The sequence below is a fragment of the Micrococcus sp. HMSC067E09 genome, assembly GCF_001812555.1.
Taxonomy (GTDB): Bacteria; Actinomycetota; Actinomycetes; order Actinomycetales; family Micrococcaceae; genus Micrococcus; species Micrococcus lylae.
On the sequence record NZ_KV809438.1, the window covers coordinates 85,112 to 106,514 of the forward strand.

Annotated in this window: 18 protein-coding genes and 1 tRNA gene; 17 read left to right on the forward strand and 2 right to left on the reverse strand. The window is 71.4% G+C overall.

Annotation, left to right across the window (positions count from 1 at the left end; genetic code table 11):
- Window positions 1–63: 63 nt before the first annotated feature.
- Complete coding sequence (locus HMPREF2863_RS05820) at window positions 64–546, reverse strand: succinate dehydrogenase hydrophobic membrane anchor subunit (RefSeq protein ID WP_070638734.1); 483 nt, start codon at window positions 544–546, stop codon at window positions 64–66.
- A gap of 3 nt (window positions 547–549) precedes the next feature.
- Complete coding sequence (sdhC, locus tag HMPREF2863_RS05825; RefSeq protein ID WP_082739465.1) at window positions 550–954, reverse strand: succinate dehydrogenase, cytochrome b556 subunit; 405 nt, start codon at window positions 952–954, stop codon at window positions 550–552.
- A gap of 234 nt (window positions 955–1,188) precedes the next feature.
- Between sdhC and HMPREF2863_RS05830 the strand changes: the two genes are divergently transcribed.
- From HMPREF2863_RS05830 to HMPREF2863_RS05910, 17 genes are all read left to right on the forward strand, one after another.
- The gene (locus HMPREF2863_RS05830; RefSeq protein WP_070638736.1) at window positions 1,189–2,340 is read left to right on the forward strand and encodes a mannose-1-phosphate guanylyltransferase; all 1,152 of its coding nucleotides are present in this window, start codon (window positions 1,189–1,191) and stop codon (window positions 2,338–2,340) included.
- Window positions 2,341–2,426: 86 nt separating this feature from the next.
- The gene (locus tag HMPREF2863_RS05835) at window positions 2,427–3,692 is read left to right on the forward strand and encodes an amidohydrolase (protein ID WP_070638738.1); all 1,266 of its coding nucleotides are present in this window, start codon (window positions 2,427–2,429) and stop codon (window positions 3,690–3,692) included.
- 295 nt (window positions 3,693–3,987) lie between these two features.
- Complete coding sequence (locus tag HMPREF2863_RS05840) at window positions 3,988–5,124, forward strand: BMP family lipoprotein (RefSeq protein ID WP_070638740.1); 1,137 nt, start codon at window positions 3,988–3,990, stop codon at window positions 5,122–5,124.
- Window positions 5,125–5,242: 118 nt separating this feature from the next.
- Window positions 5,243–6,793: an ABC transporter ATP-binding protein gene (locus HMPREF2863_RS05845; protein ID WP_070638743.1), complete on the forward strand. Its 1,551-nt coding sequence runs from the start codon at window positions 5,243–5,245 to the stop codon at window positions 6,791–6,793.
- Window positions 6,790–8,256, forward strand: coding sequence for an ABC transporter permease (locus tag HMPREF2863_RS05850; RefSeq protein WP_070638745.1), 1,467 nt, complete (start codon window positions 6,790–6,792; stop codon window positions 8,254–8,256). The genes HMPREF2863_RS05845 and HMPREF2863_RS05850 overlap by 4 nt, the downstream gene beginning before the upstream one ends.
- Window positions 8,253–9,569, forward strand: a complete 1,317-nt coding sequence (locus HMPREF2863_RS05855) for an ABC transporter permease (RefSeq protein WP_070638747.1) — start codon at window positions 8,253–8,255, stop codon at window positions 9,567–9,569. Before HMPREF2863_RS05850 ends, HMPREF2863_RS05855 begins: the two co-directional genes overlap by 4 nt.
- A 2-nt stretch (window positions 9,570–9,571) precedes the next feature.
- Window positions 9,572–9,979 carry a cytidine deaminase gene (locus HMPREF2863_RS05860; RefSeq protein WP_245829974.1) on the forward strand — a complete coding sequence of 136 codons (408 nt, stop codon included), beginning with the start codon at window positions 9,572–9,574 and terminating at the stop codon, window positions 9,977–9,979.
- A gap of 123 nt (window positions 9,980–10,102) precedes the next feature.
- A complete protein-coding gene (locus tag HMPREF2863_RS05865; protein WP_070638751.1) occupies window positions 10,103–11,437 on the forward strand; it encodes a thymidine phosphorylase in 1,335 nt (444 codons plus the stop codon).
- Window positions 11,438–11,453: 16 nt separating this feature from the next.
- Window positions 11,454–12,095: a DedA family protein gene (locus tag HMPREF2863_RS05870; RefSeq protein ID WP_070638753.1), complete on the forward strand. Its 642-nt coding sequence runs from the start codon at window positions 11,454–11,456 to the stop codon at window positions 12,093–12,095.
- Window positions 12,096–12,149: 54 nt separating this feature from the next.
- Complete coding sequence (locus HMPREF2863_RS05875; protein ID WP_070638755.1) at window positions 12,150–13,370, forward strand: adenosine deaminase; 1,221 nt, start codon at window positions 12,150–12,152, stop codon at window positions 13,368–13,370.
- Window positions 13,371–13,390: 20 nt separating this feature from the next.
- Window positions 13,391–14,197 carry a MazG nucleotide pyrophosphohydrolase domain-containing protein gene (locus HMPREF2863_RS05880; protein WP_070638757.1) on the forward strand — a complete coding sequence of 269 codons (807 nt, stop codon included), beginning with the start codon at window positions 13,391–13,393 and terminating at the stop codon, window positions 14,195–14,197.
- A 53-nt stretch (window positions 14,198–14,250) separates the two neighbouring features.
- Entirely contained in the window at window positions 14,251–15,528 is a 1,278-nt protein-coding gene (eno, locus tag HMPREF2863_RS05885) for a phosphopyruvate hydratase (protein WP_067188082.1), read from the forward strand.
- A 210-nt stretch (window positions 15,529–15,738) separates the two neighbouring features.
- Window positions 15,739–16,764 carry a septum formation initiator family protein gene (locus HMPREF2863_RS12170; RefSeq protein ID WP_246828839.1) on the forward strand — a complete coding sequence of 342 codons (1,026 nt, stop codon included), beginning with the start codon at window positions 15,739–15,741 and terminating at the stop codon, window positions 16,762–16,764.
- Between the two features lie 139 nt (window positions 16,765–16,903).
- Window positions 16,904–18,460, forward strand: a complete 1,557-nt coding sequence (locus HMPREF2863_RS12470) for a DUF501 domain-containing protein (protein WP_070638759.1) — start codon at window positions 16,904–16,906, stop codon at window positions 18,458–18,460.
- 37 nt (window positions 18,461–18,497) lie between these two features.
- Complete coding sequence (locus tag HMPREF2863_RS05900) at window positions 18,498–19,919, forward strand: NAD(P)/FAD-dependent oxidoreductase (RefSeq protein WP_070638761.1); 1,422 nt, start codon at window positions 18,498–18,500, stop codon at window positions 19,917–19,919.
- A gap of 161 nt (window positions 19,920–20,080) precedes the next feature.
- A tRNA-Leu gene (locus HMPREF2863_RS05905) sits at window positions 20,081–20,155 on the forward strand.
- Between the two features lie 245 nt (window positions 20,156–20,400).
- The gene (locus tag HMPREF2863_RS05910) at window positions 20,401–21,285 is read left to right on the forward strand and encodes a Bax inhibitor-1/YccA family protein (RefSeq protein ID WP_070638764.1); all 885 of its coding nucleotides are present in this window, start codon (window positions 20,401–20,403) and stop codon (window positions 21,283–21,285) included.
- The last annotated feature ends 118 nt before the right edge of the window (window positions 21,286–21,403 follow it).

Below are 21,403 nucleotides of genomic sequence, written 5' to 3' on the forward strand. Positions count from 1 at the left end.
CGTGTGGACGTCCGCTCCGCGTCGGTGCGGGCGGCGTCGCAAGCGTCAGACGTCGGTGTGCGGTCAGCCGGCGCAGAAGGCCGGGGTGCCGGACAGCAGCTGGCCGGTGGCGTCCACCATGCACGGCTCGAAGGTGAAGATCACCAGGGTGCCGAGGATGATGATGGCGGCGGTGGCCACGTACAGGATCATGGACAGCCAGAAGCGGACGCCGTCGCGCTGGGCGTAGTCGTTGATGATGGTGCGGACGCCGTTGGCTCCGTGCAGCATCGCCAGCCACAGCATCACGAGGTCCCAGAACATCCAGATCGGGTCGGCCCACTTGCCGGCGACGAAGCCGAAGTCGATCCCGTGGATGCCCTCGCCGAGCATCAGGTTCGAGAACAGGTGCCCGAAGACCAGGACGACGAGGATCACGCCGGAGACGCGCATGAACAGCCATGCGAACATCTCGAAGTTGCCCTTCTTGCCCTTGTCGCGGGTGTACTTCGCGTCGACGCGCGTGGAGCGCGGAGCGGCGATCGTGGTCTCAGCAGCGGTGCTCATGGATCACATACCTCCAAAGGCCAGCATGAAGTGGCGGACGCAGAAGCCGAGGGTGAGGACGACCCAGAGTCCCAGGACGACCCACAGGAGGGTCTTCTGATGCTTCGTGCCGCCCTTCCAGAAGTCCACGAGGATGATGCGCAGGCCGTTCAGCGCGTGGAACAGCACGGCAGCCACCAGACCCGCCTCGCCGAGAGCGAAGAGCGGGTTCTTGTACGAGCCGATCACCGCGTCGTAGGCCTCCGGGGAGACGCGCACGAGCGAGGTGTCCAGCACGTGGACGAGCAGGTAGAAGAAGATCACGACGCCGGTGATGCGGTGGCCCACCCAGGACCACATCCCGCCGTAGCCGCGATACAGGGTCCCGCGGCCGTTTTTGGCCGGGGCCTGTGCAGTGGCACTAGTCACGGTTGATTACCTCCCAGGGAAATGCACTGGCCCGGTGCGCGTCCGTGGGCGGGCGGGCAGGGGGCTGGGGTGCGAGTCGATTCCACCTTCCAGGATAGACCCTCCCCGGCCTCCGCCGGGTTCCGGGGGCGGCTGTGTGACACGGCGCCGCCCGCGCCCCGGTGCGCAGGGCACCGTCCACCGCCGGGGCATCGGTCCGCTCGACGGGGCACGGCGTTCCGTAGAGTGGACCCCGTGAAGAACGAGAGCACCGCGCCCGCGCCGCAGTCCGACGCCGCCGCCGAGGCCCTGTCCCGCTTCCACGCCGTGATCCCGGCCGGAGGCGTGGGCACCCGCCTGTGGCCGCTGTCCCGCGCCGCCGCGCCGAAGTTCCTGCATGACCTCACCGGCTCGGGCCAGACCCTGATCCGTGCGACCTGGGACCGCCTGGAGCCGCTGGCCGGCGCCGGGATGATGGTCGTCACCGGCCAGGTGCACCGCGACGCCGTGGCCCGTCAGCTCCCGGAGCTGGGGGAGGACGACTTCGTCCTGGAACCGGAGCCGAAGGACTCCGCGGCCGCGATCGGCCTGGCCGCCGCGATCCTCTCGCTGCGGGACCCGGACACCATCATGGGCTCGTTCGCCGCGGATCAGGTGATCTCTCCGCTCGAGGACTTCCAGAAGGTCGTGGAAGAGGCGGTCGTCACCGCGGCCACCGGCAAGATCGTCACCATCGGCATCACGCCGACCCACCCGGCCACCGGTTTCGGCTACATCCGTCGCGGCCGTTCGCTGCGCCTGGAGGACGCCCCGCACGCCTTCGACGTCGCCGCGTTCGTGGAGAAGCCGGACGCGAAGGTCGCGGCGCAGTACGTCCGCTCCGGAAAGTACCTGTGGAACGCCGGCATGTTCGTGGCCCCGGTGACGCTCATGCTGCAGCACCTCGAGGAGCACGAGCCCGAGCTGCACGCCGGCCTGATGGCCATCGCGCAGGCCTGGGACACGGACCGTCGTCAGGAGGTCCTCGCAGAGGTCTGGCCGACGCTGAAGAAGACCGCCATCGACTACGCGGTGGCCGAGCCGGCCGCCGCCGCCGGGGACGTGGCCGTGGTCCCAGGCGACTTCACCTGGGACGACGTGGGCGACTTCGCCGCCATCGCCCGTCTGAACCCGGTCAAGGACGGCTCCGGCATCACGGTCATCGGCGACACCCCGCGCGTGTACTCCTCGGAGGCCTCCGGGGTGGTCGTCACCGACTCGGATCGCGTGATCGCCCTGATCGGCATCGAGGACGTCGTGGTGGTGGACACCGGCGACGCCCTGCTGGTCACCACCACGGACCGCGCCCAGGACGTGAAGAAGGCAGTGGAGTCCCTCAAGGCCGAGGGCGCCGATGACGTCCTCTGACCCGGCGCGCCCCAGATGACGCGAGGCCCCCGCGATGTGAACACCAGGTGAACGTCGCGGGGGCCTCTGCGCTACCCTGCGGAGACATGACCGGCACCATCGAGAGCTCCGCCTTCCCGCACCGCAAGACCGCACCCGACGTCCCCACCGTCTCCTCGGCGGTCGAGGCCCTGGAGGGCGAGGTGCGCGTGCTGCGCCGGTCCATCCACCAGGAGCCGGAGCTCGGCTTCGAGGAGCACGAGACCACCCGGAAGGTCATGGAGTTCCTCCGCGGCGCCGGGCTGGAGCCCGTGCAGCTGGCGGACACCGGCTGCTTCGTGGAGGTCGGCGAGGGGCCGCTGGTGCTCGGCCTGCGTGCAGACATCGACGCGCTGCCGGTCGAGGAGCTCACCGGCCTGCCCTACGCCTCGAAGCGCCACGGCCTGGCCCACGCCTGTGGCCATGACATGCACACCTCGGTGATGGCCGGCACCGCCGTGGCCCTGCACCGCATCCTCACCGGGCAGGTGGTGGACGAGGACCTGAAGGAGGCCGGCGCCCGCGCCCACGGCCGGGTCCGCATCATCTTCCAGCCCGCCGAGGAGCAGCAGCCCGGCGGCGCCCTGCACGTGATCGAGCAGGGCGTCCTCGAGGGGCTGCCGCGCATCCTGGCCGCGCACTGCGAGCCGCGCTTCGACGTCGGCACGATCGGCACCCGCATCGGCGCCATCACCTCGGCGGCGGATACCATCCGCATCACGCTGACGGGCCGCGGCGGCCACACCTCGCGCCCGCACCTGACGGAGGACATGGTGTTCGCCCTGTCCCAGATCGCGGTGAACGTTCCGGCCGTGCTCTCGCGCCGCCTCGACGTCCGTTCGGCCGTGTCTGTGGTGTGGGGCCAGATCTCCGCCGGCTCCGCCCCGAACGCGATCGACTCCACCGGTCGCCTGTCCGGCACCATGCGCTGCCTGGACGCCGCGGTCTGGGAGGAGGCCGGCGAACTGCTGGACGAGGTCGTCACCCAGGTGGCCGCGCCGTACGGCGTGGAGGTGGAGCTCGAGCACATCCGCGGAGTGCCGCCGGTGGACAACGCCGAGGCCGAGACCGCCCTGATCGAGTCGGCCGCCCGCCGTGAGCTCGGCTCCGCGGCCATCCAGCTGACCCCGCAGTCCATGGGCGGGGAGGACTTCGCGTGGATGACCCAGAAGGTCCCCGGCTCCATGCTGCGCCTGGGCACCCGCACCCCGGGCGGCATCGACTACGACCTGCACCGCGGCGACTACGCCCCGGACGAGCGTGCCCTGGGCACCGGCATGCGCGTGTTCGTCTCCGCGGCCCTCGGCGAGATGCTCCGCGCCCCGCGGCCCTGAGCGGCTCCGGCGCGCCCCGACGACGGCACCCGGTCCGGACTCGCGGCGCGCCCCGGGTGCGCGCCGCACCCAGGACCCGCGCGCGTCGCCCCCCAGGGTCCACCCAGCTCGAGGTCAGCTTCGACGCGGGGGCGCGGGGCCGTCGTCGTGCGCCGTGCCACAGGTGTGGACTCAAGGTAAACTCACGGGTAACGAGCGTGCTCCTTCGCGTGCGCGCGGCACGCTCGAACCCGGTCCATGGGCGGACGCCCGTGCCCCGGGCATCGTCATCGCATCACGTGAAGTGAGGAAATCCATGGGCATCCTGTCCGACGAGAAGGCCCGTCGCCTTCTGCTTCCCGCCGCCGTCCTGTCCGTCTCGGGCCTGCTGCTCACCGCCTGCGGTGCCCCGCCGGAGGAGGGCGACTCCAACGCCAACGGCGAGGCCCAGGTCTCCACCGACCCGGAGGTCGGCGACGACAACTCCGACTACCTCGCCTGCATCGTCTCCGACGAGGGCGGCTTCGACGACCGCTCCTTCAACCAGTCCTCCTACGAGGGCCTGAAGGCTGCGGAGTCCGACTACGGCATCGAGATCCGCGAGGCCGAGTCCCAGGAGCCGGGCGACTTCACCCCGAACGTGAACTCCATGGTCGATGCCGGCTGCGACTCCATCTTCGGTGTGGGCTTCATGCTCGGTGACACCATCAAGCCGATCGCCGAGAAGGAGCCGGACACCCACTTCTTCGGCGTCGACGTCACCGACGGCGGCTTCTCGGACAACGTCCAGAACCTGACCTACGACACCGCCCAGGCCGCCTTCCTGGCCGGCTACCTGGCCGCGGGCATGTCCGAGACCGGCACCGTCGCCACCTACGGCGGCATGGAGCTTCCGACCGTGACCATCTTCATGGAGGGCTTCGCCGAGGGCGTCGAGTACTACAACGAGCAGAAGGACGAGGACGTCAAGGTCCTCGGCTGGGACAACGACGCCAAGACCGGCTCGTTCATCGGCGACTTCTCCAACCAGGCCGCGGGCAAGACCAACACCGCCAACTTCATCAACGAGGGCGCGGACATCATCATGCCGGTCGCCGGCCCGGTGGGCCTGGGCACCCTCGACGCGGTCGAGGAGGCCGGCGAGGACAAGGGCGTCAAGGTGATCTGGGTCGACTCGGACGGCTACGAGTCCACCGACAAGGGCCAGTACATCCTGACCTCCGTCATGAAGAACATGGGCCAGTCGGTCACCGACGTCATCGCCGAGGACCTCAAGGGCGAGTTCACCCACGAGGCCTACCTGGGCACCCTGGAGAACGAGGGCGTGGGTCTGGCCCCATACCACGACTTCGACGGCGAGGTCCCCGAGGACCTGAAGAAGGAGGTCGAGGACCTGCGGCAGCAGATCATCGACGGCGACGTGACGGTCGAGTCCTCGATCGACGAGGGCTGAGACGCCGCCTGAACGCCACGGGGCCGGACCCGGCAGCTCAGCAGGGTCCGGCCCCGTGGCGCGCACACCGCGTGCCGGAGCCCCGGCGCGTGACCGGATGGAGGAGACGGAACACCCCATGAAGCTCGAGCTGCGCGGCATCACGAAGCGGTTCGGCACGTTCGCCGCGAACGAGGACGTGGACCTGGTGGTCGAGTCCGGGCAGGTGCACACCCTGCTCGGAGAGAACGGCGCCGGCAAGTCCACCCTGATGAACGTGCTCTTCGGCCTGTACGACCCCACCGAGGGCGAGATCCTGCTCGACGACGAGCCGGTCGCCTTCGCCGGTCCCGGAGAGGCCATGCGCGCCGGCATCGGCATGGTGCACCAGCACTTCATGCTGGTGCCCGTGTTCACCGTGGCGGAGAACGTGGCACTGGGCGACGAGTACACGAAGGCCGCCGGCGTCCTGGACCTCGAGGCCACCCGCCGCAGGATCCGTGAGATCTCGGACCAGTACGGCTTCCACGTGGATCCGGACGCGATCGTCGAGGACCTGCCCGTCGGCGTGCAGCAGCGCGTGGAGATCATCAAGGCCCTCGTCCGCGATGCCCGCATCCTCATCCTGGACGAGCCGACCGCCGTGCTCACCCCGCAGGAGACCGACGAGCTGCTGAACATCATCCGGCAGCTGCGCGCCGACGGCACCGCGATCGTCTTCATCTCCCACAAGCTCCGCGAGGTCAAGGCGATCTCGGACACGATCACCGTGCTCCGCCGCGGCCGCGTGGTCGGCACCGCCGACCCGTCCGCCGAGGCTTCCGAGCTGGCCGCCCTCATGGTGGGCCGCGACGTGGTCCTCAACCGCCAGAAGACCGAGCCGAACCTCGGCGATCAGACGTTCTGCGTGGAGGACCTCACCGTGGTCTCGCCCACCGGCCAGGTGCTCGTGGACGGCGTCTCCTTCGGCATCCGCCAGGGCGAGGTCCTCGCGATCGCCGGCGTGCAGGGCAACGGCCAGACCGAGCTCACCGAGGCCATCATGGGCCTGCAGAAGGCGTCCGGCTCCATCCGCCTGGACGGGCGTGAGCTGCTCGGCCGCTCCACCCGCCAGATCATCCGCGCCGGCGTGGGCTTCGTCCCGGAGGACCGCTCCACCGACGGCCTCGTGGGCACGTTCACCGTGGCGGAGAACATGGTGCTCAACCGCTATGACACCGCTCCGGCCGGGACCTCGCTGCAGCTGAACCCGAAGGCCATCCGCCGCCTCGCCACCGAGAAGGTCGAGGAGTTCGACGTCCGCACCCAGGGCGTGGACATCCCGGTCGGCACGCTCTCCGGCGGCAACCAGCAGAAGGTCGTCATGGCCCGTGAGCTGGTGGACGACCTCTCCCTGTTCATCGCGTCCCAGCCGACCCGCGGCGTGGACGTGGGCTCGATCGAGTTCCTCCACTCCAGGATCATCGCCGAGCGCGATTCCGGCACCCCCGTCATGATCGTCTCCACCGAGCTGGACGAGGTCCTCGAGCTCGCCGACCGGATCGCGGTGATGTACCACGGCCGGATCGTCGGCATCGTCCCGGGGGACACCTCGCGCGACCACCTCGGCCTCATGATGGCCGGCCAGCTCCCCGACGACGTCGTCCTCGCGGACGGCTCCACCCCGACCCAGGAAGGAGCGCGCGCATGAGCACCGCCGCCCCGCAGCCCACGGCGTCGGAGGCGCCGGGTACGGCGTCCGGCACGCAGCCCGGCGCCGGCCGTCCGGCGCCGGACCAGGCCTCCGTGATGCGCCAGATCCTCTCCGGCAACGGCACGGTCACCGTGCTGGCCATCGTCCTGTCCCTGCTGATCTCCGGCCTGCTGATCGTCGTCACCGACGAAGACGTGCAGGAGACCGCCGGCTACTTCTTCGGCCGTCCGACGGACATGCTCGCGGCCGCGTGGTCCGCGTTCTCGGGCGCGTTCCTCGCCCTGTTCCGCGGCGCGATCTTCAACTACGAGGCCTCGAACTTCGAGGGCATGATCAGGCCGCTGACCGAGACCATGACGGTGGCGACGCCGCTGATCATCATCTCCCTCGGCATCGCCATCGCCTTCAAGGCGGGCCTGTTCAACATCGGTGGCCAGGGGCAGTTCATCTTCGGCGCCATGTTCGCCACCTGGTTCGGCGTCTCCATGGACCTGCCGTTCGGCGTGCACCTGCTGGTCGTCCTGGTCATGGGCGTCCTCGGCGGCATGCTCTGGGGCTCTGTGGTCGGCCTGCTCAAGGCCTACACCGGCGCCCACGAGGTCATCCTCACCATCATGCTGAACTACGTGGCGCTGAACCTGCTGGCGTACCTGCTGAACACGGACATCCTGCGCCGTGAGGGCACCACCAACCCGGTCTCGGAGTTCCTGCCGCAGCAGGCCCGCTTCCCGCTGCTGTTCGGTGAGGGCTTCCGCCTGCACTGGGGCTTCGTCCTGGCGCTGGCGGCCACCGCCTTCGCCTGGTGGCTGCTGCAGCGCTCCACGGTCGGCTTCCGCCTGCGCGCGGTCGGCGCCAACCCGGCCGCGGCCCGCACCGCCGGCATCTCCGTGAAGGGCGCCTACATCACCGCCATGGCGGTCTCCGGCGGCCTGGCCGGCCTGGCCGGCATGGCCCACGTGTCCGGCACCGAGGGCTCCCTGAACACCTCGGTGGCCGGTTCCTTCGGCTTCGACGCCATCACCGTGGCCCTGCTGGGCCGCTCCAACCCGGTGGGCGTCCTCTTCGCCGGCCTGCTGTTCGGCGCCCTGCGCGCCGGCGGCGTGACGATGCAGACCCAGACCGGCGTGCCGATCGACATCGTCCTGGTGGTGCAGTCCTTCATCGTGCTGTTCATCGCCGCCCCGCCGCTGGTGCGCACCATCTTCCGCCTGCCCGCCCCGGGCGCCGCCAAGGCCCGCCGCACCGCGGACCCGGTGACCCAGCCGGCCGTGGCCGGCGCCGCCGTCGCGGGCGCCTTGGGCGAGGCGGCCGTCCCGTCCGTGGAGACCCAGGAGGCCGCCGTGGCCGCCGAGTCCGCCGCGGACGGTGTGGAGGACCCGGACCCGGCACCCACCGCCGCCGAGCCGGCTCCGGCCGCCGGTGCTGACACCCAGACCTCCGAGAAGGGGGAGACCCGATGAGCGCCACCGCCGCTGAGAAGAAGACCGTGGCCGAGACTCCGGACGCCGCACGCCGCGGCAAGGACGACAAGCCGCTGGTGCGCAGCTGGAGCACCCCGATCCTGCAGACCGTCTTCGCGCTGCTCTCCCTGGGCCTGTTCGCGATCGGCGCCCCGGCGCACGACGCCGAGTTCCGCATCGCCACTCCGGGCGACCTGATCGAGCTGGCGGCCGTCACCGTGCCGGCCGCCCCGACCCTGTGGGTCCTCACCCTGGCGATGATCGCCATCACGGTCCTCGCCTGGGTCCGCGCCGCTGCCGGCCGCAAGAACCCGGTGTGGCTGAACGGCCTGTACGTGTTCGCCTTCGTGGCCGCCTTCCTCATCTGGGTGGTCGGCTCGGCAGCGAACAACTCCGTGTACCTGACCGGCCTGATCGCCGGCTCGTTCGCTCTGGCCGTGCCCCTGATCTTCGGCTCGATGGCCGGCATCCTGTCCGAGCGCTCGGGCGTGGTCAACATCGCGATCGAGGGCCAGCTGCTCGCCGGCGCCTTCACCGCCGCGATGGTCGGGTCCGCCACCGGCTCGGCCTGGATCGGCCTGGCCGCCGCGATCGTCGCGGGCGTGGCCGTCTCCAGTCTGCTGGCCGTGTTCTCCATCAAGTACCTGGTGAACCAGGTGATCGTGGGCGTCGTGCTGAACGTGCTCGTGATCGGCCTGACCAGCTTCCTGTTCTCCACGGTGCTGGCCCCGAACTCGTCCGAGCTGAACTCGCCGCCGCATTTCCCGAACATCCGCATCCCGTTCCTCGCGGAGATCCCGATCATCGGCCGTATCCTGTTCGATCAGTCGATCCTCGGCTACGGCATGTACCTGATCGTCGGCCTGCTGTGGTTCGGCCTGTTCCGCACCCGCTGGGGCCTGCGCGTGCGCGCCGTGGGCGAGCACCCGAAGGCCGCGGACACCGTGGGCATCGACGTGCTGCGCACCCGCTACGTCAACGTGCTGCTCGGCGGCGCGGTGGCCGGCATGGGCGGCGCGTTCTTCACCCTCGTCTCGGCGTCCTCCTTCTCCAAGGAGATGACCGCGGGCCAGGGCTTCATCGCCCTCGCCGCCGTGATCTTCGGCCGCTGGAATCCGATCGGCGCGTTCTTCGCCGCCCTGCTGTTCGGCTTCGCCACCAACATGCAGTACGTGTTCGCCATCCTCGGCACCCCGGTGCCGAGCCAGTTCATGGCGATGCTCCCGTATGTGGTCACCGTGTTCGCGGTGGCCGGCCTGGTGGGCCGCTCGCGCGGGCCGGCCGCGGCGGGCACGCCGTATGTGAAGGAGTGACCGTGGAGCCGAACGCTGTGGACTGGGAGGCGCTGACCGCGGCCGCCGTGGAGGCCCTGCAGCACGCCTACGTGCCGTACTCGGGCTACCGTGTGGGCGCGGCCGCGCTGACCGCCGACGGCCGTACGGTGAACGGCTGCAACATCGAGAACGCGTCCTACGGCATCACGCTGTGCGCCGAGTGCTCGCTCGTCTCCGCCCTGATGATGGGAGGCGGCGGGACGCTGGCCGCGTTCGTCTGCGTGAACGGGCACGGCGAGGTGATCATGCCGTGCGGCCGCTGCCGCCAGCTGCTGTCCGAGCACCGCGCGCCGGAGATGCTGCTGATGACCCCGGCGGGCGTGCTCACCATGGACGAGGTGCTGCCGCAGTCCTTCGGTCCGGCGGACCTGGAGTCCGCCTCCGGCTGACCGGCGTCAGCCGGCACCACGACGACGGCCGCCGCCCTCCGAGGCCATCCCACCTCGCCGGCGACGGCCGTCGTAGTCTGTTGTCTTCAGAGAACGTCTCCGAGGGAAGGATCCCGAGCCGCCATGACCGACGCCCCCGCCGCCGAGCCCTTCGACGCGATCGAGGTCATCCGTGCCAAGCGCGACGGCCACGAGCTGAGCCGCGAGCAGATCGACTGGGTCGTGGACGCCTACACCCGTGAGGTGGTGGCGGACGAGCAGATGTCCGCCCTGGCCATGGCGATCTTCCTCAACGGCATGCAGCGCCGGGAGATCGCGGAGTGGACGAACGCGATGATCGCCTCGGGCGAGCGCATGGACTTCTCCGGGCTGACCGCCCCGGACGGCCGCAGGCTGGAGACCTCGGACAAGCACTCCACCGGCGGTGTGGGGGACAAGATCACCCTGCCGCTGGCCCCGCTGGTGGCCTCCTACGGGGTGGCCGTCCCGCAGCTGTCCGGCCGCGGCCTCGGCCACACCGGCGGCACCCTGGACAAGATGGAGTCCATCCCCGGCTGGCGCGCCGAGCTGTCCAATGAGGAGATGATGCGCCAGCTCTCCGAGGTCGGCGCGGTCGTCTGCGCCGCAGGGTCCGGCCTGGCCCCGGCGGACAAGCGCCTCTACGCGCTGCGCGACGTCACGGGCACCGTGGAGGCCATCCCGCTGATCGCCTCCTCGATCATGTCCAAGAAGATCGCCGAGGGCACCGGCACCCTGGTGCTGGACGTGAAGTGCGGCTCCGGCGCCTTCATGAAGGACGAGTCCATGGCCCGCGAGCTGGCCCGCACGATGGTGGACCTGGGCCGGGATGCGGGAGTGAACACCACCGCCCTGCTGACGGACATGTCCGTGCCCCTCGGCCTCACCGCGGGCAACGCGCTCGAGGTCCGCGAGTCCGTGGAGGTCCTCGCCGGCGGCGGCCCGGCCGACGTGGTGGAGCTGACCGTGGAGCTGGCCCGCCACATGCTGGCCGGCGCAGGCGTCACCGGTGTGGATCCGGCCGAGAACCTCGCCAACGGCAAGGCCATGGACGTGTGGAACGCCATGATCTCCGCCCAGGGCGGCGACCCGAAGGCCGCGCTGCCCACCGCGAAGCACACCGAGACCGTCACCGCCGAGGCGGACGGCGTCCTCACCGAGCTGGACGCGATGGCCGTGGGGCTGGCCGCCTGGCGCCTCGGTGCCGGCCGTGAGCGCCAGGGCCAGCCGGTGCAGTTCGGCGCCGGTGTGGAGCTGCACGCCCGTCCGGGCGACGAGGTCAGGGCCGGGCAGCCGGTGATGACCCTGCACACGGACACTCCGGAGCGCTTCGAGCGCGCCCGGGCCGCCCTGGCCGGCGGCTGGACCGTGGAGCAGGCCGACGCCGAGCGCGCCGCCGCCCTGCGGGGCCGCTCCGTCATCCTCGACGAGATCCGCTGAGCGGTCGGGGAAGGTCGTGCTCGCCTGGCTCGAGGAGTTCATCCTCCACGCCGCAGCCCAGTGGTGGGTCCTGCCCGTCACGGGACTGCTGTGCCTGCTGGACGGCATCGTGCCGGCCTTCCCGTCCGAGTCCGTCCTGGTCGCGCTCGCCGCGATCGTGAAGGACGGCCAGCCATTCGCGCTCACCGCCCTGTGGGCGGTGGGCGCGTTCGGCGCCTTCTGCGGAGACAACCTCGCCTACCTGATCGGCCGCACCGTCGGAGCCGACCGCTGGCGCTGGATGCGTTCCAAGGCCGTGGCCGGGGCCATGGGCATGGCCCGCCGGAACCTGGACCGGCGCGGCGCCTTCCTGCTGTTCACCGCCCGCTTCATCCCGGGCGGACGCGTCGCCGTGAACCTCACCGCCGGCGCCACCCGGTACTCCTACCTCCGCTTCGTCCTGCTGGACGCGATCGCCTGCCTGTGCTGGTCCGCGTACTCGATCCTCATCGCCCGCGTGACCACCGGCTGGCTGGACTCCCCGCTGGCGAAGGTCGCCGTCTCCCTGGCCGGCGCCTTCGTGGTCGGCCTGCTGCTGGACCGCCTCATCCACCTGGTCCTCAGCCGCCGCGAGCAGGCGGTGGCGCGGCGCACGCCCGGCACCGGCCCCACGTCCTGAGCCGGGGATCGTCCGGCTCCCGGCCCGTCCGGCCCCTGCCGTAGACTCCGGGGCGTGACTGAGAGCATCCCCACCGCCGACGCCCCGAGCCCCCTCGAGATCGACCTCGCCGCCCTGCCGAAGGTCTCCCTGCACGACCACCTGGACGGCGGCCTGCGCGTGGCCACCGTCCTGGAGCTGGCGAAGGAGGCCGGCACGCCGGTCCCGGCCGAGACCGAGGAGGAGCTGGCTGCCTGGGTCCACTCCCACGCCAACGGCGAGTCCCTGGAGAAGTACCTCGAGGTGTTCGCGCTGACCACCTCCGTCATGCAGACCCGTGAGCAGCTGCGCCGCGTGGCCCGCGAGTTCGTCGAGGACCTCGTGGAGGACGGCGTGGTCTACGGAGAGATCCGCTGGGCGCCCGAGCAGCACCTGGCCGGCGGCCTGACCCTGGACGAGGCCGTCGAGGCCGTGCAGGAGGGCCTGGACGAGGCCGTCGCCGCCGCGGTGGACAACGGCCAGGACATCTCCGTCGGCCAGCTCATCACCGCCATGCGCCACGCGGACCGCGCCCAGCAGATCGCGGAGCTGGCCGTGCGCCACCGGGACCGCGGCGTGGTCGGATTCGACATCGCCGGCCCCGAGGCCGGCTTCCCGCCGTCCCGCTTCGCGGACACCTTCACCTGGCTGGCCGCCCAGCACCTGCCGGCCACCGTGCACGCCGGTGAGGGCGACGGTCTGGCCTCCGTGCAGGACGCGCTCGTCAACGGCCGTGCGCTGCGCCTGGGCCATGGCGTGCGCATCGCCGAGGACATCAGCGTGGAGTACGGCGCGGTGGACGAGGACGGCGCGCAGCTGGACGCGGACACCGGCCTGGTGGAGCTCGGCCCCACCGCCGCGTGGGTGCGGGACCGTCAGATCGCCCTGGAGGTCTGCCCGTCCTCGAACCTGCAGACCGGTGCCGTGGACCCGGCCGCCGGCATCGAGGGTCACCCGATCGACATGCTGGTCCAGCTCGGGTTCCGCATCACCGTGAACACGGACAACCGCCTCGTCTCGGACGTCTCGCTGACCGATGAGCTGTACCTGCTGGCCGAGACCTTCGGCTACTCCCTGTCCCAGCTGCTGGAGTTCCAGCTCAACGCCGCCGAGGCCGCGTTCCTGCCGGTCGAGGAGCGGGAGGAGCTCGCCGAGCTGCTCGTGGCCGCCTGGAACCCGGTGATCTCCGGCTCCGGGGACGCCCCGCACCTGGCCGAGCTGCCGGACGACGAGTCCGCTGACGCCGAGCAGGACTGACGCAGCAGCGTCTGACGAGCATGGGTGCCCGGGTCGACCGTCTGGTGTGGGTGGTGGCACAGCTGCGCCTCCACTGCCCCTGGACCCGGGCGCTCACACATGCGCAGCTGACGGAGTATCTCGTCGAGGAGGCCTACGAGGCCGTCGAGGCGATCGAGACCGGCGCGGACGAGGACACGCTCCGCTCCGAGCTCGGAGACGTGCTCTTCCAGGTGGTCCTGCACTCGGCGATCGCCCAGGACCGCGGCGCCTTCGCCATGGAGGACGTGGCCGAGGCGATCACCGCCAAGATGCTGCGCCGCAACCCGCACGTGTTCACCCCGGACGGCGCCCTCCGCCCGCCGGACGAGCTGCGGGAGATCACCGTCGAGCAGCTCGAGCGCCAGTGGGAGTCCATCAAGGCCGCCGAGAAGGCCGCGGCCTCCTCAGCCCCGCCGGCCGCACCGCCCTCCTGCGCACCCGGCCCCGCTCCCGAGGGGAGCGGGCAGACGGGGGAGGGGACCGTCGTCGAAACGCCGGGGGAGGACCTGCCGGGGCAGACCCGTGCAGCGGACGCGGCCCTGGCGGACCTGCTCGCCTCCCTGCCCGCGCACCTGCCGGCGCTCGCCGCCGCCGGCAAGGCCGTCGACCGCGCCGCCCGGCGCGAGCCGAACCCGCTGCCGGCCCCCACCCAGACCCCGGACCACCTGGCCGAGGCGCTCGCCGACGAGGCGGCGCTCGGCGAGGCGCTCTTCGCCCTCGTCCGCCACGCGCGGGCCGCGGGACTGGACCCGGAGCGCGCGCTGCGGCGGCGGCTCAGGGGTCCGGGCCCGGACCCCGCGCGGTAAGCTGGCAGGCGTAGGCCACCGGACCCACCACCGCATTCAAAGGAGACTGCTCCATGGCTCTGATCGACGCCATCCAGGCCCGTGAGATCCTCGATTCCCGCGGCAACCCCACCGTTGAGGTGGAGGTGCTGCTGACCGACGGCTCCGTCGGCCGCGCCGCCGTCCCGTCGGGCGCCTCGACGGGCGAGTTCGAGGCCGTCGAGCGCCGTGACGGCGACAAGGGCCGCTACCTCGGCAAGGGCGTGCAGGACGCCGTCGCCGCCGTCGACGAGATCGCCGACGAGCTCGAGGGGGCCTTCGCCGAGGACCAGCGCGCGGTCGACTACGCCATGCTGGACCTGGACGGCACCCCGAACAAGGGCAAGGTCGGTGCCAACGCCATCCTCGGCGTGTCCATGGCCGTGGCCGTGGCCGCCGCCCAGTCCGCCGAGCTCCCGCTCTTCAAGTACCTGGGCGGCCCGAACGCCCACGTGCTGCCGGTGCCGATGATGAACATCCTCAACGGCGGCGCCCATGCCGACTCCAATGTGGACATCCAGGAGTTCATGATCGCCCCGATCGGCGCGCCGACCTTCAAGGAGGCCCTGCGCTGGGGCGCCGAGGTCTACCACGCCCTGAAGAAGGTGCTGCAGGACAAGGGCCTGGGCACCGGCCTGGGCGACGAGGGCGGCTTCGCCCCGAACCTGGAGTCCAACCGTGCCGCCCTGGACCTGATCGCCGAGGCGGTCCAGGCCGCCGGGTACACCCTCGGCGAGGACATCGCCCTGGCCCTGGACGTGGCCTCCTCCGAGTTCTGCGAGAACGGCCGGTACACCTTCGAGGGCGAGCAGCGCTCCGCCGAGCAGATGGCCGCCTACTACACCGAGCTGGTGGACAACTACCCGATCGTCTCCATCGAGGACCCGCTCGACGAGAACGACTGGGAGGGCTGGCAGCTGCTCACCGAGTCCCTCGGCGGCCGCGTCCAGCTCGTGGGCGACGACCTCTTCGTGACCAACGTGGAGCGCCTGCAGCGCGGCATCGACGAGAAGGCCGGCAACGCCCTGCTGGTGAAGGTCAACCAGATCGGCTCCATGACCGAGACCTTCGACGCCATCTCCCTGGCCCAGCGCCACATGTTCCACTGCATGATCTCCCACCGCTCCGGCGAGACCGAGGACACCTTCATCGCGGACCTTGCGGTGGCCACCAACGCCGGCCAGATCAAGACCGGTGCCCCGGCCCGTTCGGACCGCGTGGCCAAGTACAACCAGCTGCTGCGCATCGAGGAGGAGCTGGGCGACGCCGCCGTCTACGCCGGCCGCACCGCCTTCCCGCGCTTCCAGGGCTGAACCACTGACGCAGTGACCCCGCCCCGCCGGTGACCGCCGGGCGGTAAGGGGACACACGAGGGCCCTACGCTGCGAGCGTGCGGGCCCTCGGTGCGTCCGGGCCGGGCCGCACGGGCCGTGCGGTCCGGCGCGTCAGCCCGGCTGCCGTCCAGGTGCGGCGACTACCCTGGGGACATCCCCGCCCGTGACCTCCTCGAAGGAGCCCGCCCCATGGTGAGCCGCCGCCCCCGCATGCCCCGCGTGCCCGGTGCCGAGCGTGCCCGGGCGGAGGCCGCCGAGGCCGAGCAGGCCAAGGCGGCGGCGGAGGCTCGCGCGGCCGCGGACGACGCCGTACGGCGCAGGGCCGCCGAGACCGCGGAGGACCTCGCCGCCGAACACAGCGCCGCGGACGGCGAGACGGCGAAGGAGGACGCGGCGTCGACGGGCGAGCGGTCGACGGGCGGAGACGTCGTCGAGCTGCGTCGTGCCGCGGACGCCGCCGAGACCTCCGTCGGTGAGGACGCCGCCGGCATCGTCGCCGAGCGTGAGGTGAAGGACTCCGCCGAGCACCCCGGGAGAAACGGGGAGGACCCGGAGAAGGACGGGGAGACGGCAGGGGGAACGGACGCGCCCGCGTCCACCGCCTCCTCCCGCATCGCCACCGAGCCGGGCCCGAGCGTCTCCCGCCTGCGCCCCGCAGGCGGTTCGCGCGGCGCCGGATCGGCCTTCGATCCCCGCCCGTCCGCCCGGTCCCACACCGCCGGGGCCCGCCCGGCCGGCTCCCCTCAGCGCCGCCTCGGCCCGGGACGCACGCCCGAGCAGGCAGCCCAGGATGTCGCCCGCCGCCGCCAGCCCGCCCCGAAGCCGGTGCCGGCACGCTCCGTCACCGGTCGCTCGCTGGTGGTGATCGCGGTGATCTTCATCGCCGCCACCCTCATGGCCCCGACGCTGCGGGTGTACCTGAACCAGTCCCTGGAGATCGCGGCCGCCGAGCAGGACATCGAGGACCAGCAGCGGCAGAAGGCCGAGTACGAGGAGCGGATCGCCCGCTGGGAGGACCCGGACTTCGTGCGCCAGCAGGCCCGCGACCGCCTGGACCTGGTGATGCCGGGGGAGACCCTCTACATGGTCACCGGCCAGGATCGGATCGAGGAGGTCCCCGAGGAGACGGACGACGCCCAGGAGGAGCCGGTGAACGAGCACCTGCCCTGGGCCGAAGGCCTCTGGGACTCCGTGGTCCGCGCCGCCACCGAGTGACCGGGGCCGGCCTCCACTCCGGCGGCCGGGACCTCCGACCACCGCACAGCCCGCGGGCCGGCACCGATGCCCGGCACCACAGCACCGAACCGCACAGCACCGAACCGCACACCTTCCGCACCCTGACGAGGACCCCCACATGAACACCGCTGACCGCACCGTCACCGAGCAGGACCTGGACACCCTGTCCCTGCAGCTGGGCCGACCTGTTCGAGACGTCGTGGAGATCGGCGCCCGCTGCGTGTGCGGCAGCCCGTTGGTGGCCACCACGGCCCCCCGCCTGTCCAACGGCATCCCGTTCCCCACCACCTTCTACCTGACGCACCCGGTGCTCACCGCCGCGGTGTCCCGTCTCGAGGCGGACGGGGAGATGACCCGCATGAACGAGCGCCTCGCCGAGGACGCCGAGCTGGCCGCCGCCCACCGCGAGGCGCACGAGGCCTACCTGGCCGAGCGTGACCGCATCGGTCGGCTCTCCGGCGTGGGCGAGGTGAAGGAGATCGCCGGGATCTCCGCCGGCGGCATGCCCGAGCGCGTCAAGTGCCTGCACGTGCTGGTCGGCCATTCCCTGGCCGCCGGACCCGGCGTGAACCGCCTCGGCGACGAGACCCTGGAGAAGATCGCTCCGTGGTGGACCCCGCAGGCCTGCCGCTGCGACGGCGCCTGGGACGCCTCCGCCGAGGTCCCCACCAAGGATCTGTCCCGCCACGTGAAGCACCTGGAGAAGGTCGAGGCCCTGAAGAAGGTCACCGTGGCCGGCATCGACTGCGGCACCAACTCCATCCGCCTGCTCATCGCCCGACCGGACGAGCAGGACCCGGAGACCCTGGTGGACGTCGTCCGTGAGATGACCATCGTCCGCCTCGGCGAGGGCGTGGACGCCACGGGCGAGTTCTCCGCCGCGGCCCTGGAGCGGACCTTCGCCGCCGTCGACGCCTACGCCCGCCTGGTGCAGCGTCACCACGCCGGTGCCGTCCGCTTCGTGGCCACCTCCGCCACCCGGGACGTGCAGAACCGCCAGGTCTTCGTGGACGGCGTGACACAGCGCCTCGGCGTGGAGCCGGAGGTCATCTCCGGCGCCGAGGAGGCCTCCCTGTCCTTCCGCGGCGCCGTCTCCGCGCTGCCGCCCGGCCTGGACCCGCAGGACCGCGTCCTGGTGATGGACCTCGGCGGCGGCTCCACGGAGTTCGTCGTCGGCACCGCCGCCGGCGAGGTCCTGGACGCCGTGTCCACGGACATGGGCTGCGTGCGCTTCACCGAGCGCTTCCTCCCGGACGCCGACCCCACCGAAGACCAGGTCGCCGCCGCCACGGCCGGCGTGGACGAGATCCTGGACCACGTCGCCGGGCGACTTCCCCTCGAGACGGTGAGTGCCGTCGTCGGGGTGGCCGGCACCGTCACCACGGTGACGGCCCACGCCCTGGGCCTGGAGGACTATGACTCCGAGCGGATCCACGCCACCGTCCTGCCCGTGGACGAGGTGACCGCCTCGGCCCGCGCGCTGCGGGCCGCCTCCCGTGAGGAGCGCACGGCGATGGGCTTCATGCATCCGGGCCGCGTGGACGTGATCGGGGCGGGCGCGCTGATCTGGTCGCGCATCGTCGAGCGCATGCGTGAGGTCGCGGGCGTGACGGACGTCGTCACCAGCGAGCGGGACATCCTGGACGGCATCGTCCTGTCAATGAAGGACCACTGATTTCCAGCCGCCCCCCGGTGGTCCTAGAATCGGTGGCATGACTGTCACCCCTGATCTTTCTCCCAAGCCCCGACTCCTGGTGGTCGGCGGCGGCTACGCCGGCTTCCACATCGCCAAGTCCCTGCAGACGAAGATCAAGGAGCGCGGCGGCGTCGTGACCGTGGTCGACCCGCTGCCGTACATGACCTATCAGCCCTTCCTGCCGGAGGTCGTGGGCGGTCACATCGACGGCCGTCACGCCGTCGTGGACCACGCCACCCACCTGAAGGACGCCGAGCTCGTGCGCGGCGCCGTGGTGAAGGTGGAGCACGCCCGCCGCACCGCCACCGTGCAGGGCCCGGACGGCTCCGAGTTCGAGGTGCCCTACCAGGACATCGTGATGACCGCCGGCGCCACCACCCGTACCTTCCCGATCCCGGGCCTGGCCGACGCCGGCATCGGCCTGAAGACCGTCGAGGAGGCCGTCGCCCTGCGCAACCAGATCCTGGAGCGCCTGGACGCCGCCGCCCGCATGACCGACGGCGAGGAGCGCAAGCGCGCCCTGACCTTCGTGGTGGTCGGCGGCGGCTTCGCCGGCGTGGAGGCCATCGCGGAGATGGAGGACCTGATCCGCAACGCCGTCTCCCGCAACCCGCAGCTGTCCCAGTCCGAGGTCCGCATCGCCATGGTCGAGGCCATGGGCCGCATCATGCCGGAGGTCTCCGAGGGCCAGGCCGAGCAGGTCGTCGAGCACCTGCGCGGCCGCGGCATCGAGGTGCTGCTGAACACCTCCCTGGGCAACGCCGAGGGTGGCGTCCTGGAGCTCATCTCCATGGCGGACAAGTCCGTGGTGGAGCGCTTCGGCGCGGACACCCTGGTCTGGACCGCCGGCGTGGCCGCCAACTCCGTGGCCAAGTCCACCGACTTCCCGGTCGAGGAGCGCGGCCGCATCGAGGTCACCGCGACCCTCCAGGTCAAGGACGGCGAGAACGGCGTCCTCGAGGGCGCCTGGGGCTGCGGCGACGTCTGCGCCGTGCCGGACCTGACCGGTGCCGGCCCGGGCGGCATGTGCGTCCCGAACGCCCAGCACGCCGGCCGTCAGGCCAAGCGCCTGGTCGCCAACTACCTGGCCGTGCGCCACGGCGAGGGCGAGGTCCAGGAGTACGAGCACAAGTCGCTCGGCGCCGTGGCCGGCCTCGGCTTCGGCAAGGGCGTCGGCAACCCGATGGGTGTGAAGCTCTTCGGCCCGCTCGCCTGGCTGGCCCACCGCGGCTACCACGCGATGGCCCTGCCGCAGCTGGAGCGCAAGGCCCGCGTGCTCGGCGGCTTCGTCATGGAGACCGTCTTCGGCCGTGACACCACCGCCGTGTTCGACCTGGAGCGTCCGCGCAACGCCTTCCTCAAGGCCGCCGGAGGCACGCCGGTCCTCGGCCGCTTCGCCAAGAAGCAGCTGGAGGACAAGGAGAAGGCCTCGGCCTGATCCGGTGAACACCACCCCCTGACGTCGCCTCCCACGCGGGGCGTCTCGGGGGACCACGACGACGGCGGCCTCCCCTGTCGCAGGGGACGGTCGCCGTCGTCGCGTCGTCGCCTCCTAGGCGGCGCGCCCCACGGTGCGTCAGTCAGGGGAGCGACGGCCACGCCCCCGTGGCCCAACTGGCAGAGGCAGGCGACTTAAAATCGTCTTCGGTGCGGGTTCGACTCCCGCCGGGGGCACGCGATCTGACGTCGGGACATCAGGCATGCCGGGCGCCCACGGCGGGTCCGCCGCGGCCGCCGCCGTCCGCTCTCTGTGAACACGGTGTCCCAGGATGCAGAGAATTCGCCCGGTGACCTGCCCGGACGCGCGGGGGACCGGTAGACTTCCAGACAGGAAAACGTCCCGCCGTCCGCCGACGGGTGCCTCACGCAGACGCAGCCCCGGCGCGGTCCGGGCCGAGTCGATCGTGAAGGAGCACACCGTGGCGAACCCGGTGATGAACAGCCGCAACTTCCAGGAGCAGATGGGCGGCGGACAGCAGCCCGGCTGGTACGGCGGCGGTGAGCAGACCCAGCAGAACCCCTACGTGCAGCAGGGGCAGGGCGGCCAGCAGTACCAGGACCAGTACGCGGCCACCCAGTACGCCCAGCAGCAGGGGCGCGAGCAGCGTCTCGAGGACATGTACAACGCCCCGGCCGCCCACGCGGGCGACACCGGCCGCATGACCTACAACGACATCATCGGCAAGACCGGCATGTGCCTGGTCCTGGTGGTCGTCGGCGCCGTCGTCGGCTGGATGTTCCCGAGCATCGGCATCGTCGGTGCGATCGTCGGCCTCGTGCTCGGCCTGGTCAACTCCTTCAAGAAGGAGCCGTCCGCTCCGCTGATCCTGGCCTACGCCGGTGCGCAGGGCCTGTTCCTCGGCGCCCTGTCCATGATGTTGGAGTACCAGTTCTCCGGCATCGTGATCCAGGCCGTCCTGGCGACCCTCTCCGTGTTCGCCGTCGTGCTGGCCCTGTACTCCTCGGGCAAGTTCCGCCCGACCCCGAAGATGACCAAGATCTTCATGGTCGCCATGCTCGGCTACCTGGCGTTCTGCCTCGTGAACCTCGTGGTGTCCCTGCTGGGCGTCACCGACGGCATGTTCGGCCTGCGTGACGGTCCGATCGGCCTGATCATCGGCGCCATCGCCGTGCTGCTGGCCTCCTACTCGCTGGTCATGGACTTCAGCATGGCGGAGCAGGGCGTCCGCAACGGCGCCCCGCAGAAGTACTCCTGGACCGTGGCGTTCGGCCTGACCGTCACCCTGATCTGGCTGTACGTGGAGATTCTGCGCATCATCGCGATCCTGCGCAGCAACGACTGACACGCAGAGCCCGGGCGGCACCCGCCGCCTCCGGCCCCGGAGCCCCCGTCCTCCCCGGACGGGGGCTCCGTCGTGTCTGGGGATGTGGGAGGCGGACGTGAGCCTGTCCACAGTCCGG

Bases quoted from the DNA above. Each gene is read 5' to 3' on its own strand.
- HMPREF2863_RS05820 (WP_070638734.1), bottom strand. From the start codon at position 546: ATGAGCACCGCTGCTGAGACCACGATCGCCGCTCCGCGCTCCACGCGC.
- HMPREF2863_RS05845 (WP_070638743.1), top strand. From the start codon at position 5,243: ATGAAGCTCGAGCTGCGCGGCATCACGAAGCGGTTCGGCACGTTCGCC.
- HMPREF2863_RS12470 (WP_070638759.1), top strand. From the start codon at position 16,904: ATGAACACCGCTGACCGCACCGTCACCGAGCAGGACCTGGACACCCTG.
- HMPREF2863_RS05900 (WP_070638761.1), top strand. From the start codon at position 18,498: ATGACTGTCACCCCTGATCTTTCTCCCAAGCCCCGACTCCTGGTGGTC.
- HMPREF2863_RS05835 (WP_070638738.1), top strand. From the start codon at position 2,427: ATGACCGGCACCATCGAGAGCTCCGCCTTCCCGCACCGCAAGACCGCA.
- HMPREF2863_RS05880 (WP_070638757.1), top strand. From the start codon at position 13,391: ATGGGTGCCCGGGTCGACCGTCTGGTGTGGGTGGTGGCACAGCTGCGC.
- HMPREF2863_RS12170 (WP_246828839.1), top strand. From the start codon at position 15,739: ATGGTGAGCCGCCGCCCCCGCATGCCCCGCGTGCCCGGTGCCGAGCGT.
- HMPREF2863_RS05865 (WP_070638751.1), top strand. From the start codon at position 10,103: ATGACCGACGCCCCCGCCGCCGAGCCCTTCGACGCGATCGAGGTCATC.
- eno (WP_067188082.1), top strand. From the start codon at position 14,251: ATGGCTCTGATCGACGCCATCCAGGCCCGTGAGATCCTCGATTCCCGC.
- HMPREF2863_RS05850 (WP_070638745.1), top strand. From the start codon at position 6,790: ATGAGCACCGCCGCCCCGCAGCCCACGGCGTCGGAGGCGCCGGGTACG.
- HMPREF2863_RS05840 (WP_070638740.1), top strand. From the start codon at position 3,988: ATGGGCATCCTGTCCGACGAGAAGGCCCGTCGCCTTCTGCTTCCCGCC.
- HMPREF2863_RS05855 (WP_070638747.1), top strand. From the start codon at position 8,253: ATGAGCGCCACCGCCGCTGAGAAGAAGACCGTGGCCGAGACTCCGGAC.